Raw genomic sequence first — 18,884 nt, 5'->3', positions numbered from 1 at the left:
GCGACGACCGATTCACTTCGGAAAACGGCCGGTCGCCCCTGCGCGGATGGTTGGACTGAACGTCCGCTTGATGGCGGTTTGCCTATGTCGGGCCACTGAGGGTGAAGGACCGCAACCGCTGCACTGCGATAGATGTTGGACCTCCATCTCTTCAACAGTGCTGGCGACAGCCAGCTTGAGGTCGCGCGCGAATGTCCTCCGGGGACCCAGGCAAGTTTCGCTGTACTTGCCGACGGAGGTTTGGATGGTGAATGGGCCCGATACCTGCGGCGCTGGGGCCATCACCGTGAACCACGCTCCTGCCGCGCCAGGGTCAGAAGCGCGTCCAGGGATTCCTCGTTCAGCCCCTTCAAGGCCCCGAAGTTCGCCTTCGACAAGGGGCTCTGCTCGAAGCTGCGCAGCAGCAAAGCGCGCTGGTGGCGAGCCGCGGCCTCGGCAGCCTGCTCGGGATTGAGCGGCAGGGCCGGCGCGTTCGCGGGCACTTTTTCATGCGCACGGGCAAGCTTGCGCTCGGGCAGGGGCTTGTGCGGGCGCCGCGGCGCGCCCGATCCCGTATCGCCGGGCCGGCCGGGTTCTCGTTGTTCGCCAGGTTGGTGCGGTCGGGAGCGCCGTGACGCTTGGCCGGGCTGAGATGGCCGCGGAGAGCGGTCTGAGCGATCGGAGGTGCCGGGTGGCACCGAGCGCGCGCCACGAGCGGCAGGCCGCTCGCCGGTCGCTTGCGAAGCGGACTGCGACACCTCCGCCTGCTGGGAAAGGACTGGCGGTCCGGGCGGCCGCAACGGGCGCGCGTCATGACGCGAAGCTTTGGCCGCCTCGCGCCCTGCGCGTCGCTTTGCTTCGATGACGGCGCGGCGCCGCTCGAGTTCCACGCTTGCAGCATCGCGGTGTTCGGCGGCAATTTCGCCGACCGGCTGGCCGTCGAGGTCGACGCGTGTCGCGCCCTCGGCCACCAGGGCCCGCAGGTAGGCGGTCCCGGTGGTGTGGCGCTGCAGGAAGAGTGAAAGTGCCTTCTTGGTGAAGACGCCTGGCGCCCGCTGATTGATGTCGGCGTGGATGCGAAGCTTGATCGGCAGGATCACGCCCGCGCCGAACAGCGCCGGGAAGTGCTCGGCCAGCAGGCGCGCGCTGTCGGCCACGCCGGGGTCGGACCGCGACGCCGGTGCGACAGCCGCCGCGGGGTCAGCTGGCGGCGCCTCGGTCGGCGTGCCCAAAGTCGCATTGGGCGTCGGGGCCGGAGAAGTCTCGGGAATCTCAGGGATGTCAGGCATCGGAGCGAAGCAGGGTGGTCAGTGGGGCTGTGTAGCGGACCACGTATTCTCGGCCCATGGCCCCGGCCCCTGCACGCATTGCCGGCAGCGGTCATCTGCAGGACCAACCAATCGCATCAGTGGCCGCTGTAGGGCACACAGCCGGGAGGCTTCTGTCGGCCACAAGCCGTCCTTCAAGGCGCGCTCGAAAAGCTTGTCACGGAGCGCCCGCGAATGGCAGGTTTGCGGCTCGGAATCTGAACCCCGCTCTGGCTCGATACGGCCATTGGACAAAGCCGCCATCTACAAGGACTTCCTCCAGTGTCGAGCGGGCTGTTTGGCTGTTCCCCCTTAGTTATCCGTTGCATGCGGGATGCGACCGAACCGGCCGCAGAATTGGTGGTTGGCCAGCCGGGCCTGGTCCCCTGGTCCGCCGAGATGCCGACGCTGACGTATTTGACGAGCCATGCGCGCGGTGAAGATCTGAGCCAAAAGACGAAATACAAGGATCCCTGGCGTTAAGGCTGCGCGGCATCATCCCGGCCCTCTCCTTCGAAGGGCCCTGCTGGGAGACCGGAAGGAGCGTCTGGTGGCGACTCTGGCGAGCCGACAGCCAACCATGGGGCCTCGCCGGTCGGTGGAATACGTGGGCCGACGAGGCCAGCGGAGACATCCACGATGTCGCGCGCATCATGCTGACCATCAACGCCGATGCGCATCCGCTGCTGTCGGGCAGGCACAAGCCTGACTCGAAGATCGGGCCGAACCAGCGGGGCAAGCGCGGCGTTGTCAACGTCTCAATAGAGGACGTTTTCACCTGGCTCTACTGAACCATCTAGGGTGCCCTGCATCTTCTACGCCTCAAGTCCGCCGAACGCTTATTGACTCGGCATCGAAGCATTGAACTCAAGCCGCATACCGAACTGGCTCATGCTGCAAGTAGCTCTTGATCCGCTCGGGCTGCCGCTGAACGCTGCTGAGGTGCCGGGCAGTGGCCTTCACAAGTTGGAGCTTGGTGCGGGCCGGAGCCAACTTCGTGACAGCCTGCTTCAGGTCCGCATTGGCCATCTCGTTGGGGTTGAGCTCGGGGCTGTAGCTGGGCAGGTAGAACACCTCGATCTCGTGCTTGTGCTCCGCCAGCCAGGCCTTCACGGGCTTGCTGTGATGCACCCGCAGCTTGTCCACAATCAGGTAGATCTTGCGGCCGGCGTCCTTGACCAGCCGGCGCAGGAAGTCGATCAGGATGTCCGAGTTCAATGCCCCGTCGAAGGCCTTCCAGCGCATCTGGCCCTTGTTGGTGACGGTGGAGATGACCGACAGGCCGTGGCGTTTGTTGTTCACCCGGATCACCGGCGTCTGGCCTTTCGGCGCATAGCTTCGGCCGCGCACGTCATCACTGCGCAGCCCGGTCTCGTCGCCCCCAGTGGATCTCGGCCCCCTCGACCTTGGCGCACGCGGCGATCACCGGGTACTCTTCGTCGAGCCATTTCTTGACCGCAGCGGGCGACTGTTCGTAGGCCTTCTTCATGGGCTTGTGCGGCGTGAAGCCCCAGCGCCCAAGGTACAGGCCCATCGTGCGCACGGCCAGCTTGATGCCGTAGCGATCCCGGATCAGCTCGGCCACGGCCTGGCGCGTCCACAGCGCGTAGACCATCTTCAACTAGTCGGGCGTGCGGTCTCGGATCAGGCGCTGGGCTTCGCGTTCCTGCTCGGCGCTGAGCGTACGGCCGCTACCCACCGGTCGGCCGCCCCGGTCCACGTCCACCGCCTTCCAGCCGCCCGTCTGGTAGGCCTTCACCGCCGCGATCACGGTCGTCCGCGACATCTCGCACAGCGCCGCCGTGTCCTTCAGGCTCGTGCCGTCCAGCCTCATCTTCACCGCACGCCGGCGGCGCTCATTGAGCGCGTCCACCGGCAGCGTTCGGGAGTCGATCTTGTCCATGCTCGATCTGACTCTACGACACGCAAACAGTTCAACTGTTTAGTGCCGGATCAATAGTCGCCGGGGTCCGCCCCTGACGGGGGGCAGGGCGACAGCATGGGCGACGGGCTTCGCCTGAGTTCCGACCTCCGCTTTAACGAAGGACTTGGTCCCATGTTAATGGTACGTCTCCCAATCGAGTTGATCCAGATTCCGCAACAGCACACGAGCCGTCGCGAGCAGCGATTCAGCCCTGGTGCGGTTGTCGCAGACTTCGCACAGGATGAACCCGTCAAACCCGTCGCGCGAGAGTGACTGCGCAAGCGACCAGCGCTCGGCATCGCGCAGTCTCGAGTCGAGACGGCAGTGCGCCGCATCGTTGACGAGAATGCACTGCATACCGAGCCGCATCGCCTCCGCCTCGATCTCCGGCCCGATGCCGCTGGTTGCCGTCGAGTGGTTCAGAGCCACCACGCGGAATCCCGCTTCCGCAGCCACGGACAGGCAGGCCTTTGTCACGGCACTGCCGCACTTGATCGCTTCGGCCGTCAGCAGGCAGGCAATACGCCGGTCGTCTACCGCCACGTCAGACCGCCAGCTGCCGCATCAGCGCCTCGCGATCGGCGGCTTTCGCGCCATCGCCAGCAATCACCACCGCGCCACGCTCCAGCACGTAGAAGCGCTGCACCAGGCCGATGGCGCGGTGCATGTTCTGTTCGACCAGCAGGATCGGGATGCCGTCGCGGCGCAGGCCTTCCATCAGCGTGAAGATCTCGTCGACGATCTTCGGCGCCAGACCTTCGGTGGGCTCGTCGATCAGCAGCAGGCGCGGCCTGCCCACCAGCACGCGCGCCATCGCCAGCATCTGCTGTTCGCCACCCGACAGGGTGGTGCCCATCTGCTGGCGGCGTTCGCCAAGGCGTGGAAAACGTGTGTAAGTGGCGTCAAGCTGGCGCCGGTCTTCGGCGCGGCTGCGGCCGGGGCTCTGCATGAAGCCCAGCACCAGGTTCTCCTCGACCGTCAGGCCGGGAAAGATGCGCCGGTCCTCGGGCACGAAGCCGATACCCTGGCGGCAGATGCGTTCCGAGGCCACGCCGCCGATGGCCTGGCCGTCGAAGAACACCGAACCCTGGCTCGGCGCCACCCAGCCGGCGATGGTCTTCATCACCGTCGTCTTGCCGACGCCGTTGCGGCCGAACAGGCCCACCACTTCGCCGGCATCCACGCGCAGGCTGACACCCTGCAGCACATGGCTCAGGCCGTAGTGCGTGTGCACGTCCTTCAGTTCAAGCATGGCTGGCCTCGCGCGCATCGCCGAAATAGGCGGCCTGCACCGCGGGGTCGGCACGCACCTGCAGCGGCGGGCCCTCGGCGAGCTTGGCGCCCTGGTGCATCACCACCACATGGTCCGACAGGTTCATCACCAGTTCCACGTCGTGTTCCACCAGCAGCAGGCTCAAACCCTCGGCGGCCAGGCTGCGGATCAGCGCCTCGGTGTCCTGGGTGTCGGCATGGCTCATGCCTTGTGTCGGCTCGTCCAACAGCAGCAGGCGCGGTCGCGCGGCCAGCGCGACGGCAATCTCGAGCCGGCGTTGTTCGCCATGCGACAGGAAGCCGGCCAGCTCGTCGGCCCGCGTCTGCAGTGCAAAGCGTTCGATAAGCTCGTCCACCCGCGCCAGCGCCACGCGGCTGGCCGCGATGCCGCGGAACAGGCCGCGGCCGTTCTCGACGAACTGCGCCGCCAGGCGCAGGTTCTCGCGCACCGGCAGTTCGAAGAACAGGTTGGTGATCTGAAACGAACGCGCCAGCCCGGCAGCCAGCATCTTGTCCGGCCGCTGGCCGGTCATGTCGCGGCCTTCGAACAGCACCTGCCCGGCACTGGGCCGGATGGCGCCGCTGATGAGGTTGAACAGGCTGCTCTTGCCCGCACCGTTGGGGCCGATCACCGAGGTGATGTGGCCGCGCTGCGCGTCGAAGCTGACGTCGCTGACGGCCACCAGCGTGCCGAAGCGCACCGTCAGGCCACGAACGTTCAAGATGGTGTCGCCGTTCATGCGCGTTTGCTCCGCCAGCGTTGCAGCGCCGGCGCCAGATAGCCCACCAGCCCCTTGGGAAAGAAGATCACCGAGACGACGAAGAGCGCGCCGATGACGATGGCGTGGTGCGCCGTGAAGCTGCCCACCACCGACTTCAGCACCGTCAGCAGCGCGCTGCCGTAGAGCGCGCCCACCAGCGTGCCGGTGCCGCCGACGATGACGTTGATGACGGCATTGCCCGAGACCTGGAAGAACATCAGCTCGGGGCTAACGAAGCCGCGCAGCATCGGGTACAGCGCACCGCTGAGCGCTGCCACCTGTGCTGCCAGCACGAACACCGCGAGCTTGTAGCGCCAGGGGTCGAAGCCGAGGAAGGGCAGCCGGTGTTCGTTGGTGCGGATGGCGTCGAGCTGGCGGCCGAAGGGTGTGTTCATCAGCCACAGCAGGAAGGCCAGCAGCGCCGCCATGCCCAGCAGCACGAGCAGGAAGAAGCTGGGCGCATGCGCCGTCTCCAGCCCCAGCCACACCGGCGCGGGCACGCCGATGAGGCCGTCGGACGCACCGAGCTCGCGCGTGTTGAAGACCACCTTGCTGACCACCTGGGCGAGGCCGAAGCTGATCAGCGCGAAATACACGCCCTTGGCGCGGATGGCAATGACACCGCCCAGCAAGCCCACCACGGTGCTGCTGATGAGCACGATGAACATCGCCAGCGGCAGCGAAGGCGCCAGGTGCTTGAGCACCAGTGCCGAGACGTAGGCACCGAAGCCGAAAAACAGCGCCTGCCCCAGCGGCAGCAGGCCGGTGCGGCCGAGCAGCAGGTCGACGCTGAGCGCCAGGCCGCCGAAGATCAGCGCCTCGGTGGCGAGGCGGAAGAAAAACACGTCGTCGAGCGCCCAGGCCACCGCCGCGAACACCAGCGCGATGGCGAAGAAGGCGTACGACAGCAGTCGCACCGCGGAGTCAACCATGACCGAGCCTCCCGAAGAGGCCATGCGGGCGCCACATCAGCACTGCGACCATGATGGAAAACAGCAGCGGGTCGCTCCACACCGGCGAGATGAAGAGGCTGCTGATGGACTGCACCTGCGTCAGCAGCAGGCCGGCGATGACGGCACCCTTGATCGAGCCCATGCCGCCGATGATCACGACGCTGAAGGCGATCAACACGAAGTCGCGGCCCATGGTCGGGAAGACCGAGTAGATGGGCGCCAGCAGCACCCCCGACAAGCCCGCCAGCGCGACGCCGAAGGCGAAGGTGCCGGCGTAGACCACGCTCACCGGCACGCCCAGCGACGCGGCCATGTGGCGGTCGAAGGCGGCGGCGCGCACCATCGCGCCGAGCCGGGTGCGGAAGACGACGATCCACACCGCGCCTATCACCAGCGCGCCCACCGCCATCAGGAAGAGCCGGTAGTTCGGGAAGAAGAGGCCGAACATCTCGGTGGCGCCGGTGATGGGCTGCTCGATGCGCAGCGGGTTGGCGCCGAAGACGATCTTCAGCAGGTCTTCAAGAATGATGGCGATGCCGAAGGTGAGCAGGAGTGTGAGCGTGTGGCGGTCTTTGCTGTGGAAGACACGCTGTATCAACACACGCTCCGTCGCATAGCCCACCACCGCCATCAAGAGCGGCGTGAGCACCAGCGCCCACCAGAAGGGCAGGCCCACGGCTATCAGCGCCAGCGCCGCATAGGCGCCGATGGCATAGAACTCGCCGTGGGCCATGTTGATGACGTCGAGCAGGCCGAAGATGATGGTCAGCCCCAGCGCCATCAGCACCACCGCCACGCCGATGGACAGGCCGTTGATGACCTGCGGCGCCAGCACAAACTGCAGCCAGTCGAACATCACGCCTGCCTCAGAACTTGGTGCAGGTGTCGGCGCCGATCGCAGCGGCGGCCGCGACCTTGCCGACGATCTCGAACTTGCCGCCGTTGACCTTCACCGCGTACATGTCCTGCATCGCCTGGTGGTCGCCGGCGCGCAGCGTCTTGACGCCTTGCGGGGTGTTCCATTGCAGGCCACGCAACGCCGTGCGCACAGCGTCGGTCTCGGTGCTCTTGGCCTTTTCCACCGCGGCCTTGTAGGCGAAGAGCACGCCGTAGCTGTCGGCGCCATAGAGGTCGGGCGCGGCCTTGTTCGCGGCGGTGAAGTCGGCGACGAACTTCTGGTTCTCGGGCGTGGGGATGCTGGTGGAATAGCCCACCCCGGTGACGAAGTTGTCTGCCGCCTTGCCGATGGCCGCCAGGTTCTGCCCGGTGACCGTGCCCGAGGCCCCCACCACCTGGATGTTGCGGTTGACGCCGAACTCGGCCATCTGCGTGAACAGGCGCACCGTGTCGTTGCCGGCCACCGAGGTGTAGATCACCGTCGGCCTGGCACCGCGTATCTGGCCGAAGTAGGGCGAGTAGTCCTTGTTGTCCAGCGGCGCAAACACCTCGCCCACGGTCTTCGCGCCCTTGCCTTCGGCGGCGCTCTTGAATGCGGCCACGGTGCTGCGGCCCATCTCGTAGTCGGGGCCGAGATAGAAGACCTTCACGTCTTTCTGCGTCGTGGCCATCCAGTCGGCCAGCGCCGCGCTCTGCATGCCGGCACGGGCATTCACGCGGAAGACGTTGGCGCTGCACTTGTCGGCGGTGATGCTGTCGGCGAACGACACCGTGGTCGCGATCAGCCGGTTGTTGCGCTCGGCCACCTGGCCCACGGCCAGCGTGCTGCCGCTGTTCACGGTGCCGGTGAGGAAATCGACCTTGTTGACCTGGAAGAGCTTCTCGGCCTTCTGCGTGGCCACCGCCGGGTTGGCCTCTTCGTCTTCGTAGATCAGTTCCAGCTTGCGGCCCATCACGCCGCCGCCCGCATTGATCTGCGCCGCGGCGAGGTCCAGGCCCCACTTCACCTGCTGGCCGATGCCGGCATAGGTGCCCGACAGCGGCGTGACGACGCCGATCTTGATGGGCGCGCCCGCTTGCGCACACGCAGTGGTGGCAGCCAGCGCCAGCGTGGTGGCAACAAAGGTCTTCTTCATGTCTGTCTCCGTGCTTCTGGTTGGGGGTGAGGGAATCAGCGGCCGATGAAGTTGGGCTTGCGCTTGCTGTGGAAGGCCTCCACGCCTTCGCGGAAGTCTTCGCTGCTGCGCAGGCGCGAATAGCAGTGGCCTTCGAGTTCGATGGCAATCGACAGCGGCGAGTCCTCGGTGTCATTGAGCAGCTTCTTGGCCGTGCGCTGGGCCAGCGGGCTGAAGCTGCGCAGCTCGTCCACCAGCGCATCGGTGGCCTGTTCGAGTTCGGCATCGGGCACGCAGTCGGTGGCCACGCCCCAGTCGAAGGCCTGGCGGCCGCTGATGCGGCGGCTGCGCATCACGATGTCCTTGGTGCGTGTGATGCCCACCATCTTCTGCAGGCGCGCGCTGCCGCCGCTGCCCGGGATCTGGCCCAGCTTCTGCTCGGGCAGCGCGTACAGCGTGGTCTCGGTGACGAGGCGGAAATCGCAGGCCAGGCTGAGCTCGAAGCCGACACCGAAGCAGTAGCCGCGGCCGGCCGCGATCACCGGCTTGCCGCAGCGTGCCGGCGCGGCGATGTTCCAGGCCAGCTGGCTCACCTTCTCGGGCGTGGCGGCGAGAAAACCCTTGATGTCACCGCCGCTGCTGAAGTGTTCACCCTGGCCGCGCACGACGATCACGCGCACCCGCTCGTCGGCGTCCAGCGCTTCGAAGGCGATGCGCAGCTGTTCACGCGCCAGCATGCTGACGACGTTGAAGGGCGGGCGGTCGAGCACGATGTCGGCGCGTTCACGCGCGGCATCGATCTCGACACGGAAGCCATCGGGCTCGGCCGGCAGCGTGGTGGCGGGGTGCTGGAGTGCGGGCAGGTTCATGGGGTTTCCTTTGGTCAGGCGTGTTCAGGAGTGGTCAGGCGTGCTCGCTCAGGAGACGACGCCCACGCTTTGGTAGATGTGCTTGATTTCGGTGAAGTCGATCAGTGCATCGAAGCCGTGCAGACGGCCGATGCCGCTGCGCCGGTAACCCCCGGTCTCGGCTTCGGCAAAGAGCTTGTTGTGGTCGTTGATCCACACCGTGCCGTTGCGCAGCGCACGTGCCACCCGCAATGACCGGGCGCCGTCATGCGTCCACACGCTGGCCGAGAGGCCGTACTCGCTGTGGTTGGCGCGCTGCACGGCTTCCTTCTCGTCCTCGAAGCGCTCCAGGACAAGCAGCGGCCCGAAGATTTCTTCCTGCACAAAAAACGCGCTGCTGTCCTGGTGCGCCACCAGCGTGGGCGTGAGAAAACTGCTGCCCGCCGGTGCGCCCGCCAGACGGCCGCCGCGCAGCAGCACCTCGTCGGCCTCGTCCATCGCGCGCCGGATGAGCGCATCCACACGCTCGCAGGAGGCGAGGTCGATCAGCGGGCCGACATGCGCACCTACCTGGTCGCCCGGGGCCACCACCAGCGCGGCCAGCGCGCGGGTCAGCGCGCCCTTCATGGCCTCGTACCTGGCGGCGTGCACGAGCACACGGCGCGCGGCCGTGCACTGCTGGCCGCTGATGATGGTGGCCGCAGCCGCCAGCTGCGGCGCGACACGCTCCACGTCGACATCGTCGAACACCAGGCAGGCCGACTTGCCGCCCAACTCCAGGCTCAGCTTCTTCATCGTCGGCGCCGCCGCGGCCATGATGCGCGCGCCGGTGGCATTGCTGCCGGTGAAGCTGAGCACCTCCACCTCGGGCGAAGTGACCAGTGCTTGCGCCACCGCGTGGCCACTTTCGCTGACGAGGTTCACCACGCCGGGCGGCAGGCCCGGCACGTCGTGCAGTGCGGCGATGACGGCGGCGGTGATCAACGCCGTCTGCGGTGCCGGCTTGATGACCACGGTGCAGCCCGCGGCCAGCGCGGGGGTGAGTGCGCGTATCAGCAACACCACCGGCGCGTTCCACGGAATGATCAGGCCCGCCACGCCGGCCGGCTCTTTCAGCATCGTGCTGAAGACGCCGGGCTCGACTTCCAGCACATGGCCGGGCATGTGGCGCGCCAGGCCGGCGTAGTAGCGCACCTCGGAGATGGCGCCACCCACCTCGCCCCGGCTCTGGCCCAGCACCTTGCCGTTTTCCAGCGTCAGCAGGCGCGCCAGTTCATCGGCGCGACGCTCCAGCTCGTCGGCCCACTTCAGCATCACCTGCTGGCGCAGCCGCGGGCTCTGCGCCCAGCCGGTGGTCTCGAAGGCCGCGCGCGCGGCGCTGATGGCGGCCTGGGCCTCGGCTTCACCCCCATCAGCGTAGGTGCCGATGGCAGCGCCCGTGGCGGGGTTGATGCAGGTGCCGTGGCTGCGCGCGGGCAACCAGCGGCCGTTGATGAGGAGTTGGGCTTCCATGTTCACGGCCGCGTCCTCAATGCATCACCGAGCCGCCATCGACCACCACCACCTGCCCGGTGACGAAGTCGCTTTCGGCGCTGACGAGGTAGACCAGGGTGCCGCACAGGTCTTCTGGCGTCACCTCGCGCTTGATGGCGCGGCTGGCGATGTTGTTGGCTGCCGCCACCCCCTGCCAGGCCGGGTTGGCCCGGGTGTTTTCGCTGGCGGTGAGGCCAGGCGCCAGGGTGTTGACGCGTATGCCGGCGTCGCCGAGCTCACGCGCCAGTGCACGTGTCATGGCCACCACCGCGCCCTTGCTGGTGACGTAATGCAGCAGGAAGGGCGCGCCCTTGAACACCGTGCCCGACGCGATGTTGACGATCTTGCCGTAGCCCTGGGCGCGCATCTGCGGCACCACGGCCTTGGCACACTCGAAGGGGCCGCGCACGTTGACGGCCATCACACGGTCCCACTCGGCAGCGTCGATCTGGTCGAAGGGCTGCGTCGCCAGGTTGGTGAAGAGCCCGGCGTTGTTCACCAGGATGTCGATGCGGCCGTAGGCTTCGATCGCGGTGGCGGCCATCAGGCGCGTCGACTCGACCGAGGTGACATCGGTGTGCAGCGCGATGGCCTCGCCACCCGCGGCGCGTATCTGCACCGCCACGGGCTCGGCATCCGTCACGTCGCAGCAAACCACGGCCGCACCCTGGGCGGCCAGGGCGCGGGCGTAGCGCGCACCGATGCCTTGGGCGGCGCCGGTGACGATGGCGACGCGGCCGGCCAGACGCGGCGCGGAAGGAAGGGGCTCTGGGGTGCTCATGCGGCTTTCCGTTCGGTGCTTCGGGCGGGTTTGTCAGTCAGCTGTGCGGCCACGCGCGCAGCGTCTTCGGGCTTGCGTGCGGCGTCGGACATGCCGTTGAACAGCGTGCCCAGCAGGCCCTTGTTGAGGTCGCTGGTGCCGAAGATCGCGTCGCAGATGGGGAAGGTCAGGTTGAAGTTGCGCGTGTGCATGAAGTCGGGGTTGTGGTGCAGCACATGCATGCGGCGCACGGTGTTCACCAGCGGCATGGCGTCCAGCAGCGGGTGCTCCAGATGGCTGAGCGTGTGCAGGCCCTCGTACATCAGGAAATAGGCGGCCATCGTCAACATCGCGATGTAGCCGGCATTGGGTGTCCACAGCGTGCCCAGCAGCAGCGCCGGCGGCAGCGCCGCCAGCACGAACAGCACCGGGGCAAACGGCGGGAAGAGCAAGGCGCGCCAGTCCTGCTGGCCGTGGTAGTCCAGCGTCTTGTGGCTGAAGAACTGGTGGTGGGTGTTGACGTGGCGCTTGTAGGCCGGCTTGATGAAACTCCTGGGGCTGTGCAGCAGGTAGCGGTGGCCGGCCCACTCGGCCCAGTTGCCGAAGAGAAACATCGGCAGCACCACCCACAGCCACTCGGCCCAGCTGGCATTGCTGATGTTCGCGGCGCAGTACCAGATCACACCGCCGGTGAACAGCAGCGTGAAGGCCAGGTGCATCTCGCCGCGGTACCACGAAGGTGTTTCCTTGCGGTACTGCTCGCGGAAGCTGTGCGAGCGCTGCACGATCTCTTGGTCGCGGTTCATGTCGTTTCCTTCTTGCTCATTCCAGGCCGAGAAACTTGGCTGCAAATGCCGGGTCGGCGAGCAGCGCATCGCGCCCGCCTTCCAGCACCGTGCGGCCGTTTTCCAGCACATAGGCGCGCTCGACAAAATCAAGCGCACGGTGGGTGTTCTGCTCCACCAGCACCAGCGTCACACCGGCGTTGGCGATCTGGCGCAGCGCGGCCAGGATCTCGTCCACCAGCAGCGGCGCCACGCCGATGAAGGGCTCGTCCAGCAACAGCAGGCGCGGGCGCGACATCAGCGCGCGGCCGATGGCCACCATCTGCTGCTGGCCGCCGGAGAGTTCACCCGCGTTCTGCGCCGCCTTCTGGCGCAAGATCGGAAAGAGGCCGAACACCTGTTCCAGCGGCGCGTCCAGTTCGCGTTTGGGCGCGGCGTAGGCGCCCATCACCAGGTTTTCCCAGACGCTCATGCCGGGAAAGAGGCGCCGGCCTTCGGGCACCAGCGAAATGCCACCGGCCACGGTCTGCGTCGTGCTGGGCGCCTTCATGGGCGCCCCGTCGAAACTGATCTCGCCAGCGGCCACCGGGTAGAGGCCGACGATGGCGCCCATCGCCGTGCTCTTGCCGGCGCCGTTCGCGCCCAGCAGGCCGACACGTTCGCCCTTGCCCACGTGCAGGCTCACGTCCCACAGCGCGCGCAGCTTGCCGTGGTCCACGGCCAGGTTCTTCAAGGTCAGCATCAGTTCGCTCCTGCCCGCGTGGGCACGGCGGGTGGGCGCGCTGCGGCCGACCCGAGGTAGGTGCTGAGCACACGTTCGTCCTTCACCACCACGGCCAGGGGGCCGTCGGCGATGAGGCTGCCCTGTTCCAGCGCGATGACACGGTCGACGACCTGCTCCAGCGCCGAGAAGATGTGCTCGACCCAGATCACGGTGATGCCGTAGCGGTCGCGCACATGGCGGATGTGCTCGACGAAGCGTTTCACCTCGGCGGGTGTCAGGCCCGAGGCGACCTCGTCCACCAGCAGCAGGCGCGGCCGGCAGGCCAGCGCACGCGCGAACTCCAGCGCCTTGCGTTCCTGCACGCTCAGCGCATCGGCACGGTGGTGCAGGCGCGGGCCGAGTTCGGCGTAGTCGATGAAGGCACGCGCCTCACGCATGGCGTCACGCGGGCTCAGCGGCTGGCTGCTGAACATCAGCGGGATGGCGATGTTCTCCTGCACCGTCAAGTCACCGAAGGGCCGCGGTATCTGGTAGGTGCGGCCCACACCCAGGCGCGCAATGCCGTCGCGGCCCAGGCCGGCGAGGTCCTGGCCGGCCATCAGCACCTTGCCCGCGGTGGGCGTGTAGACGCGCGAGATGCAGTTGAACAGCGTCGTCTTGCCCGAGCCGTTGGGCCCGATGAGGCCGACGATCTCGCCTTCCATGATCTTCAGGCTGATGTCGTTGACGGCGACGTTGCCGCCGAACTGCATGCGCACACCCTGCAGTTCGATGAGCGGGCGGCTGCGGTCCACCTGCAGGCGTGGCAGTGGCAGCGCCACCGTCGCGCTGGTGGGTGTGGCGGCCACTCTGGCGGCGGTTTCGCCGACATGTTCATGGTGCTCACGGCCGAGCAGCCGCAGCCCCGGCACCCGGCGCACCCATTTCGCGCGCAGGAAGCCGCCGGGCATGAAGCGCCCGATGAGCAGGATGGTCAGGCCATACAGCGTGTGCTGGAAGCCCTGCACGCTGACCAGCAGCCACTGCTGCATGCTCGCCAGCAGCACCACGCCGACCAGGGGCCCGAAGCGCAGGCCCGAGCCGGCGAACAGCACCATCGCGATGGGCACCAGCGCCACGTTCAGGCCGAAGACGCTGGTGGGGTCGATGTAGCTCATCTGCCAGGCCTGCAGCGCGCCGGCGGCGGCGCCGAAGATGGCGCTCAGCACCAGCACATGGCGCTTCACCGGGCCGATCTTCACGCCCACGGTCTCGGCCACTTGCTCGTCGTTGCGTATGCTTTTCAGTGCAAAGCCGAAACGTGCGTGGTTGATGCGCAGGGTGACGACGAAGGTCACGACGCACACCGCCAGCGCGCCCAGGAAGGCCGGCGTCAGCACCTGGTCCACGGGCAGCACGATGCCGTCTGCCCCCTTGGTCAACCAGCCCAGGTTGAAGGCCATCACCTCCATCAGCGGCAGCAGCGCCAGCGTGGCAAAGGCGAAGTAGTCACCATGCAGCCTGAACAGTGGCACCGACACCAGCGCCGCCACCACCGCGGTGGCCAGCAGCGCCACGCCGAAAGCCGCCAGGAAGGGCCAGCCCGACACCAGCGCGATGGCAAAGCCGTAAGCACCGATGCCATAGAAGCAGTAGTGGCCCAGGTTGACATAGCCCATCTCGCCTGCCACCCAGTCCCAGCTCTGGCCCAGGATGTAGGCGATGAGCACGGTGAAGGCAAAGGTGACGTAGTAGGGGTTGCCGAAAAACGGCAAGGCCGCGAGCGCCACCACGGCCAGCGCTCCCAGACCCCAGCCGTAGCGCGCGACGGTGGCCCGGCCGGCGGTGTTGCCCGTGGCGGGCGTTGAAAGATCCAGCGCCGCCATCACTTCGCCCCTGCCAGACGCGGGCGGGCCACCAGGATGGCCAGCATGAGCACCACGCTCAGTGCCGGCGCCCATTCAGGCTTCCAGTACAGGCCCGTCAGGCCTTCGGCCACACCCAGGAACACACCCGCCAGCAATGCGCCCGGCAGGTTGCCGATGCCGCCCACCACGATGATCGTGAAGGCCTTCACCGTGAGGCTGAAGCCCATGGTCGGATCGACCGGAAAGCTCAGCACATACATCACGGCGGCGAGGGCGACCGTGGCCGAGCCGAAGGCGAAGGTCAGCGCCTTCATGCGTGTGCTCTGCACGCCGCAGATCTGCGCGCCCACCGGCTCCTGCGTCACCGCGCGGATGGCGCGGCCGAACCAGGTCTTCTTCAGGATCAGGTGCATCACCAGCGTGAGCAGCGCGATGCCGCCCAGGATGAGCAGCTGCACCGTGCTGACGACGATGTCGCCGAACTCCAGCGCTTCCAGCCGCACCGGGATGTTGCGCTGCGTGGCGCCCGCGGCCTTGGCGGTGAGGTCGCTCAGGACCATCAGCGTGCCCACCGTCACCAGCACCGTGCCCACTGTGCCTTCGAAGTGGTTGCGCTGGGCCAGCGGCTTGAGCAGCAGGTGGTAGTAGCCGTAGGCCAAAGCGCCCAGCAGCGGTGCCAGCAGCACGGCGATGAGCACGGGGTGCAACTGCCAGGTGGCAAAGGCCAGGCTGGCCGCCACGCCGCTGACGGCCAGCAGCGTACCGTGTGCGAAGTTGAGGATGCGAACAACGCCGTAGATGAGGGACAGGCCGAACGCGACCAGCGCGTAGAGCCCGCCCAGCAGCACGCCGCCGATGAGCACTTGCAGGAGCACTTCCATGGCTTCAGTTCCGCGTGCGCCGCGTCACTTCCAGCTCGGCGAAGGCCACTGCAGCTTGCTGGTGGCCACTTCCGGCGGCCACACCACCTGCACCTTGCCTGCCTGCATCTGCACCGTGAAGGCGCCGGTGTTGGCAAAGCCGCGTTCGTCGAAGGTCACATCGCCGGCCGGGCTCTTGATGGTGGCCTTGAAGAGCGCCGCCTTGACCTTCTCGCGGTCCACCTCGCCGGCCTTCTCGATGCCCTGAATCATGGCCAGGTAGCTGGTCAGGCGGCCCAGGGTCCAGATGTAGTCGAACATGGTCACGTTCGAGCGCTGCATCACGGTCTCGACGAGTTCGCTGTAGGCGCCCTTCACACCCGGGTACCAGCTCAGTTCGCCAGTCATGCCTTCTAGGTCCTGTCCCACCTGGCGCTGCAGCGCACCGGTCAGCATGGTGTGGTGCACGTCCATGGCCCGCACCTTCAGCTGGCGCATCTGCTGCACCAGCGGCACGCTGGCGTTGTCGTAGCTGCTGATGTAGACGATGTCGGCCTTGGCCGCGCGCACCTTGGCGATGAGCGCGGTGAAGTCCTTCAGCTCGGCGCCGAACATCTCGGTGCCCAGCACCTTGAGGCCCTGCTCTTCGGCCTTCTTGCTCCACGTTGCCGTGATGCCTTTCATCACCGGGTTGTCGTGGGTGATGAAGATGATGGTCTGCGGCTTGGGGCTGACCTTGCCGAGCATGTCGAAGTAGCGCGCCGACCAGTTGGGCACCACCGGGAAGGGCGTGCCCCAGATGTACTTCAGGCCGCGGTCGTAGAGCGCTGGCGTGGCCACGTTGGCCATGACCATGGGGATCTTGTATTTGTCGGCGATGGGCGGCACCGGGCCGCCGATGGACGACCAGTCGGGCCCGACGAAGAAGTCCACCTTGTCGACCGTGGCCATCTTCTCGTAGAGCTGCACCGCGGTGGCCGGCACGCTCTGGTCGTCGTAGATGACAAACTGGATAGGCAGCTTCTTGTTGCAGGCCTTCACGGCCACGCCGCCGGTCTTGTTCACCTCCTCGGCGAAGACCTCGGTCATCTTGCGCCAGCGGTCGGCGAGCGTCGAGAACGGGCCGGTTTCCGAGACCGTGGTGCCGAACACGATCGGGCCGTCGCAGGAATTGAGCTTGGCAGCCACCGGTGCCGCGGCTACCACGGCGAGAGCGGCACCAGCGAGTTTCTGAAGCAGATGGGTTTTCATGTTGTCTCCGGTCTTGGGGTGTGAGGTCAGGCGGGGTCGTGGACGCGCAGGCCTTGCCAGCGGCGCAGCGCGGTCGGGTTTTCGATGTCGAACAGATCGAGCACACGCGCGACGCTGTGGTCGACGACATCGGACAGGCTGTCGGGCCGCTGGTAGAACGCCGGCACCGGAGGGCAGATCACGCCGCCCATTTCGGTGACCGCCGTCATGTTGCGAAGGTGAGCCAGGTTCAGCGGCGTCTCGCGTGCCATCAGCACGAGGCGGCGGCGCTCTTTCAGCGCCACGTCGGCGGCACGGCTGACGAGGTTGTCGGCGAAGCCGAGCGCAATGCTCGCCAGCGTCTTCATCGAACACGGCGCGACCACCATGCCGGCGGTGACGAAAGAGCCGCTGGCGATGCTGGCGCCGATGTCACGCGGGTTGTGCACCACGTCGGCCAGGCCCTCGACATCGCTGCGCGCCATGTCGAGCTCCTGCATCGCCGTCAGCCCGCCGGCCTGCGACAGCACCAGGTGGGTTTCGACCGCCGGCAGCGCCCGCAGCATCTGCAGCAAGCGCACGCCGTAGACCGCGCCGCTCGCACCGGTGATGGCGACGATCAGGCGCTTCATGCCTGCTCCAGCGATGTGCCGGTGAGCGCTGCGGTGCCGGTGGCGGTGACCGCGGTGGCCAGGTCGACGTCGCTTTCGCCCGGAATGCGCACGCGCGTGAACACGTGTTCGCTCGAACGGATCGGCTTGGTGGCGTCGAGCCCCATCTTGGCGCCGAATCCCTGCCATTCGAGCGGCGGCTTGTTGCCGGCGAACGCGATGCTGGTCGAAGGGTCGAGTGCCGAACCTTGCGCGCCGGCGATCACGACCAGGTCTCGGTCGGCCTGGAAGCGGGTGGCAACAGCCCACTCGACTTCGGCGGGGTCGTGCACGTTGACGTCTTCATCGACCACGATCACCTGCTTCAGGTCATAGTGGCCGCCGAAGGCCCCGAGGATCACGTTCTTGGCCTGGCCTTCGCGGGTCTTCTTCATCTGCACATGCAGGTGATACCTCGCCACACCGCCGACCGACAGGTGCACGTCGCTGACGTTCGGGAAGCTGCGCTGCAGGTGGGCCAGCAGCGTCGCTTCGCGGGGGATCGCGCCGAGCAGGAGGTGCTCCATCTCGGCCGGCACGATGGTGTGGAACACCGGGTCGCGTCGGTGCGTCACGGCGTCGATCACGATCACTTCACGCTCTTCGCGGGCGCTGTAGTACTTGGGAAATTCACCGAACGGACCCTCGGGCTCGCGCACGTTCGGCAGGATGCGGCCTTCGATCACGATCTCGGCCTCGGCCGGCACGCGCACCTGGTTGGTGGTGCACTTCACGACCGGCAACGGCGCACCGTGCAGTGCACCGGCGATCTCGAGTTCATCGCAGTCGAGCGCTGCGATCGCCTGCGACGCCAGCGCGGTCAGCGGGTCGACACCGATCACGATCGCGACGTCGAGCGCCTGACCCTGCGCTTCAGCAGCGGCAAAGAAGGCATGCAGGTGGCGCGGCAAAATCAGCACGCCGAGCCGGTCGCGGCCCTGGATCTGGATGCGGTTGATCGAGACGTTCTGCACCCCCGTCTTCGGGTTGCGTGCGATCACCAGGCCGGCCGTGATGTAGGGTCCGTTGTCGTGTTCGCTGTGTGTCGGGATCGGCAGCAGCGTGCGGATGTCGCCCTCACCTTCACCGAAAGGGTGCACCACTTGCTGCGCCGGTGCAGCGTCGCGCGCGACCTCGCGCCACGGCAGCGGCCGTTCGGCCGCGGCGCGGAAACGTTGCAGCAGTTGTGCGTCGGGCACGCCCATGGCCTCGGCGATCCAGGCGCGCCGGGACATGAAGCCCGACACCACCGGCATCGGGTGCCCGCCCGGCTGCGGGAACAGCGCCGCCTGCGTGCCGTCGAGCCGCTTGGCGATGGCCGCGAGTTCATGGGTGAGCGCCACGCCGGGCCGGATCAGCGCAAGCCGGTCGGTGGCAGCCAGGTGGCGCAGCCAGCCGCGCAGGCTCGTGAAGGCTTGGGGGGTGTTCATCGAAAGGTC

General features: G+C 67.2%; 18 protein-coding genes and 1 pseudogene. 1 reads left to right on the top strand and 18 read right to left on the bottom strand.

The window, feature by feature from the left end; translation table 11 throughout:
* Positions 1-281 precede the first annotated feature (281 nt).
* Entirely contained in the window at positions 282-1,268 is a 987-nt protein-coding gene (locus tag HZ992_RS18740; RefSeq protein ID WP_209383332.1) for a ProQ/FINO family protein, read from the bottom strand.
* Between the two features lie 671 nt (positions 1,269-1,939).
* On the opposite strand from HZ992_RS18740, the gene HZ992_RS18735 reads away from it, so the two are divergent.
* Positions 1,940-2,077: a hypothetical protein gene (locus HZ992_RS18735; RefSeq protein WP_209383331.1), complete on the top strand. Its 138-nt coding sequence runs from the start codon at positions 1,940-1,942 to the stop codon at positions 2,075-2,077.
* Positions 2,078-2,153: 76 nt separating this feature from the next.
* On the opposite strand, the pseudogene HZ992_RS18730 reads toward HZ992_RS18735, so the two are convergent.
* From HZ992_RS18730 to HZ992_RS18650, 17 genes and pseudogenes are all read right to left on the bottom strand, one after another.
* Positions 2,154-3,189: pseudogene (locus tag HZ992_RS18730) on the bottom strand (IS630 family transposase).
* A 156-nt stretch (positions 3,190-3,345) separates the two neighbouring features.
* Positions 3,346-3,753, bottom strand: coding sequence for a hypothetical protein (locus HZ992_RS18725; RefSeq protein WP_209383330.1), 408 nt, complete (start codon positions 3,751-3,753; stop codon positions 3,346-3,348).
* 1 nt (position 3,754) lies between these two features.
* A complete protein-coding gene (locus tag HZ992_RS18720) occupies positions 3,755-4,462 on the bottom strand; it encodes an ABC transporter ATP-binding protein (protein ID WP_209383329.1) in 708 nt (235 codons plus the stop codon).
* A complete protein-coding gene (locus tag HZ992_RS18715; protein WP_209383328.1) occupies positions 4,455-5,222 on the bottom strand; it encodes an ABC transporter ATP-binding protein in 768 nt (255 codons plus the stop codon). Before HZ992_RS18715 ends, HZ992_RS18720 begins: the two co-directional genes overlap by 8 nt.
* A complete protein-coding gene (locus tag HZ992_RS18710) occupies positions 5,219-6,175 on the bottom strand; it encodes a branched-chain amino acid ABC transporter permease (RefSeq protein ID WP_209383327.1) in 957 nt (318 codons plus the stop codon). Before HZ992_RS18710 ends, HZ992_RS18715 begins: the two co-directional genes overlap by 4 nt.
* A complete protein-coding gene (locus HZ992_RS18705; RefSeq protein ID WP_209383326.1) occupies positions 6,168-7,052 on the bottom strand; it encodes a branched-chain amino acid ABC transporter permease in 885 nt (294 codons plus the stop codon). Before HZ992_RS18705 ends, HZ992_RS18710 begins: the two co-directional genes overlap by 8 nt.
* 10 nt (positions 7,053-7,062) lie before the next feature.
* Positions 7,063-8,229, bottom strand: a complete 1,167-nt coding sequence (locus HZ992_RS18700) for an ABC transporter substrate-binding protein (protein WP_209383325.1) — start codon at positions 8,227-8,229, stop codon at positions 7,063-7,065.
* A 35-nt stretch (positions 8,230-8,264) separates the two neighbouring features.
* Entirely contained in the window at positions 8,265-9,077 is an 813-nt protein-coding gene (locus tag HZ992_RS18695; RefSeq protein WP_209383324.1) for an enoyl-CoA hydratase/isomerase family protein, read from the bottom strand.
* 48 nt (positions 9,078-9,125) lie between these two features.
* The gene (locus HZ992_RS18690) at positions 9,126-10,568 is read right to left on the bottom strand and encodes an aldehyde dehydrogenase family protein (protein WP_209383323.1); all 1,443 of its coding nucleotides are present in this window, start codon (positions 10,566-10,568) and stop codon (positions 9,126-9,128) included.
* 16 nt (positions 10,569-10,584) lie between these two features.
* Positions 10,585-11,370, bottom strand: coding sequence for an SDR family NAD(P)-dependent oxidoreductase (locus HZ992_RS18685; RefSeq protein WP_209383322.1), 786 nt, complete (start codon positions 11,368-11,370; stop codon positions 10,585-10,587).
* A complete protein-coding gene (locus HZ992_RS18680; protein WP_209383321.1) occupies positions 11,367-12,155 on the bottom strand; it encodes a sterol desaturase family protein in 789 nt (262 codons plus the stop codon). The genes HZ992_RS18685 and HZ992_RS18680 overlap by 4 nt, the downstream gene beginning before the upstream one ends.
* 16 nt (positions 12,156-12,171) lie before the next feature.
* A complete protein-coding gene (locus HZ992_RS18675) occupies positions 12,172-12,876 on the bottom strand; it encodes an ABC transporter ATP-binding protein (RefSeq protein ID WP_209383320.1) in 705 nt (234 codons plus the stop codon).
* Positions 12,876-14,723 carry a branched-chain amino acid ABC transporter ATP-binding protein/permease gene (locus tag HZ992_RS18670; protein WP_209383319.1) on the bottom strand — a complete coding sequence of 616 codons (1,848 nt, stop codon included), beginning with the start codon at positions 14,721-14,723 and terminating at the stop codon, positions 12,876-12,878. Before HZ992_RS18670 ends, HZ992_RS18675 begins: the two co-directional genes overlap by 1 nt.
* Complete coding sequence (locus tag HZ992_RS18665) at positions 14,723-15,586, bottom strand: branched-chain amino acid ABC transporter permease (RefSeq protein ID WP_209383318.1); 864 nt, start codon at positions 15,584-15,586, stop codon at positions 14,723-14,725. Before HZ992_RS18665 ends, HZ992_RS18670 begins: the two co-directional genes overlap by 1 nt.
* A gap of 24 nt (positions 15,587-15,610) precedes the next feature.
* Positions 15,611-16,816: an amino acid ABC transporter substrate-binding protein gene (locus tag HZ992_RS18660; RefSeq protein ID WP_209383317.1), complete on the bottom strand. Its 1,206-nt coding sequence runs from the start codon at positions 16,814-16,816 to the stop codon at positions 15,611-15,613.
* 26 nt (positions 16,817-16,842) lie between these two features.
* On the bottom strand, positions 16,843-17,427 hold the full coding sequence (locus HZ992_RS18655; protein WP_209383316.1) for a UbiX family flavin prenyltransferase: 585 nt from the start codon (positions 17,425-17,427) through the stop codon (positions 16,843-16,845).
* Entirely contained in the window at positions 17,424-18,875 is a 1,452-nt protein-coding gene (locus HZ992_RS18650; protein ID WP_245213110.1) for a UbiD family decarboxylase, read from the bottom strand. Before HZ992_RS18650 ends, HZ992_RS18655 begins: the two co-directional genes overlap by 4 nt.
* Between the last annotated feature and the right edge of the window lie 9 nt (positions 18,876-18,884).

This window comes from Rhizobacter sp. AJA081-3 (assembly GCF_017795745.1).
Taxonomy (GTDB): domain Bacteria; phylum Pseudomonadota; class Gammaproteobacteria; order Burkholderiales; family Burkholderiaceae_C; genus Piscinibacter.
This window is presented reverse-complemented; position numbering and strand designations above follow the sequence as displayed.

Coding starts and splice junctions, on each gene's coding strand:
- HZ992_RS18720 (WP_209383329.1), bottom strand. CDS start 4,462: ATGCTTGAACTGAAGGACGTGCACACGCACTACGGCCTGAGCCATGTG.
- HZ992_RS18665 (WP_209383318.1), bottom strand. CDS start 15,586: ATGGAAGTGCTCCTGCAAGTGCTCATCGGCGGCGTGCTGCTGGGCGGG.
- HZ992_RS18740 (WP_209383332.1), bottom strand. CDS start 1,268: ATGCCTGACATCCCTGAGATTCCCGAGACTTCTCCGGCCCCGACGCCC.
- HZ992_RS18710 (WP_209383327.1), bottom strand. CDS start 6,175: ATGGTTGACTCCGCGGTGCGACTGCTGTCGTACGCCTTCTTCGCCATC.
- HZ992_RS18655 (WP_209383316.1), bottom strand. CDS start 17,427: ATGAAGCGCCTGATCGTCGCCATCACCGGTGCGAGCGGCGCGGTCTAC.
- HZ992_RS18680 (WP_209383321.1), bottom strand. CDS start 12,155: ATGAACCGCGACCAAGAGATCGTGCAGCGCTCGCACAGCTTCCGCGAG.
- HZ992_RS18705 (WP_209383326.1), bottom strand. CDS start 7,052: ATGTTCGACTGGCTGCAGTTTGTGCTGGCGCCGCAGGTCATCAACGGC.
- HZ992_RS18690 (WP_209383323.1), bottom strand. CDS start 10,568: ATGGAAGCCCAACTCCTCATCAACGGCCGCTGGTTGCCCGCGCGCAGC.
- HZ992_RS18675 (WP_209383320.1), bottom strand. CDS start 12,876: ATGCTGACCTTGAAGAACCTGGCCGTGGACCACGGCAAGCTGCGCGCG.
- HZ992_RS18670 (WP_209383319.1), bottom strand. CDS start 14,723: ATGGCGGCGCTGGATCTTTCAACGCCCGCCACGGGCAACACCGCCGGC.
- HZ992_RS18650 (WP_245213110.1), bottom strand. CDS start 18,875: ATGAACACCCCCCAAGCCTTCACGAGCCTGCGCGGCTGGCTGCGCCAC.
- HZ992_RS18685 (WP_209383322.1), bottom strand. CDS start 11,370: ATGAGCACCCCAGAGCCCCTTCCTTCCGCGCCGCGTCTGGCCGGCCGC.
- HZ992_RS18735 (WP_209383331.1), top strand. CDS start 1,940: ATGCTGACCATCAACGCCGATGCGCATCCGCTGCTGTCGGGCAGGCAC.
- HZ992_RS18695 (WP_209383324.1), bottom strand. CDS start 9,077: ATGAACCTGCCCGCACTCCAGCACCCCGCCACCACGCTGCCGGCCGAG.
- HZ992_RS18660 (WP_209383317.1), bottom strand. CDS start 16,816: ATGAAAACCCATCTGCTTCAGAAACTCGCTGGTGCCGCTCTCGCCGTG.
- HZ992_RS18715 (WP_209383328.1), bottom strand. CDS start 5,222: ATGAACGGCGACACCATCTTGAACGTTCGTGGCCTGACGGTGCGCTTC.
- HZ992_RS18700 (WP_209383325.1), bottom strand. CDS start 8,229: ATGAAGAAGACCTTTGTTGCCACCACGCTGGCGCTGGCTGCCACCACT.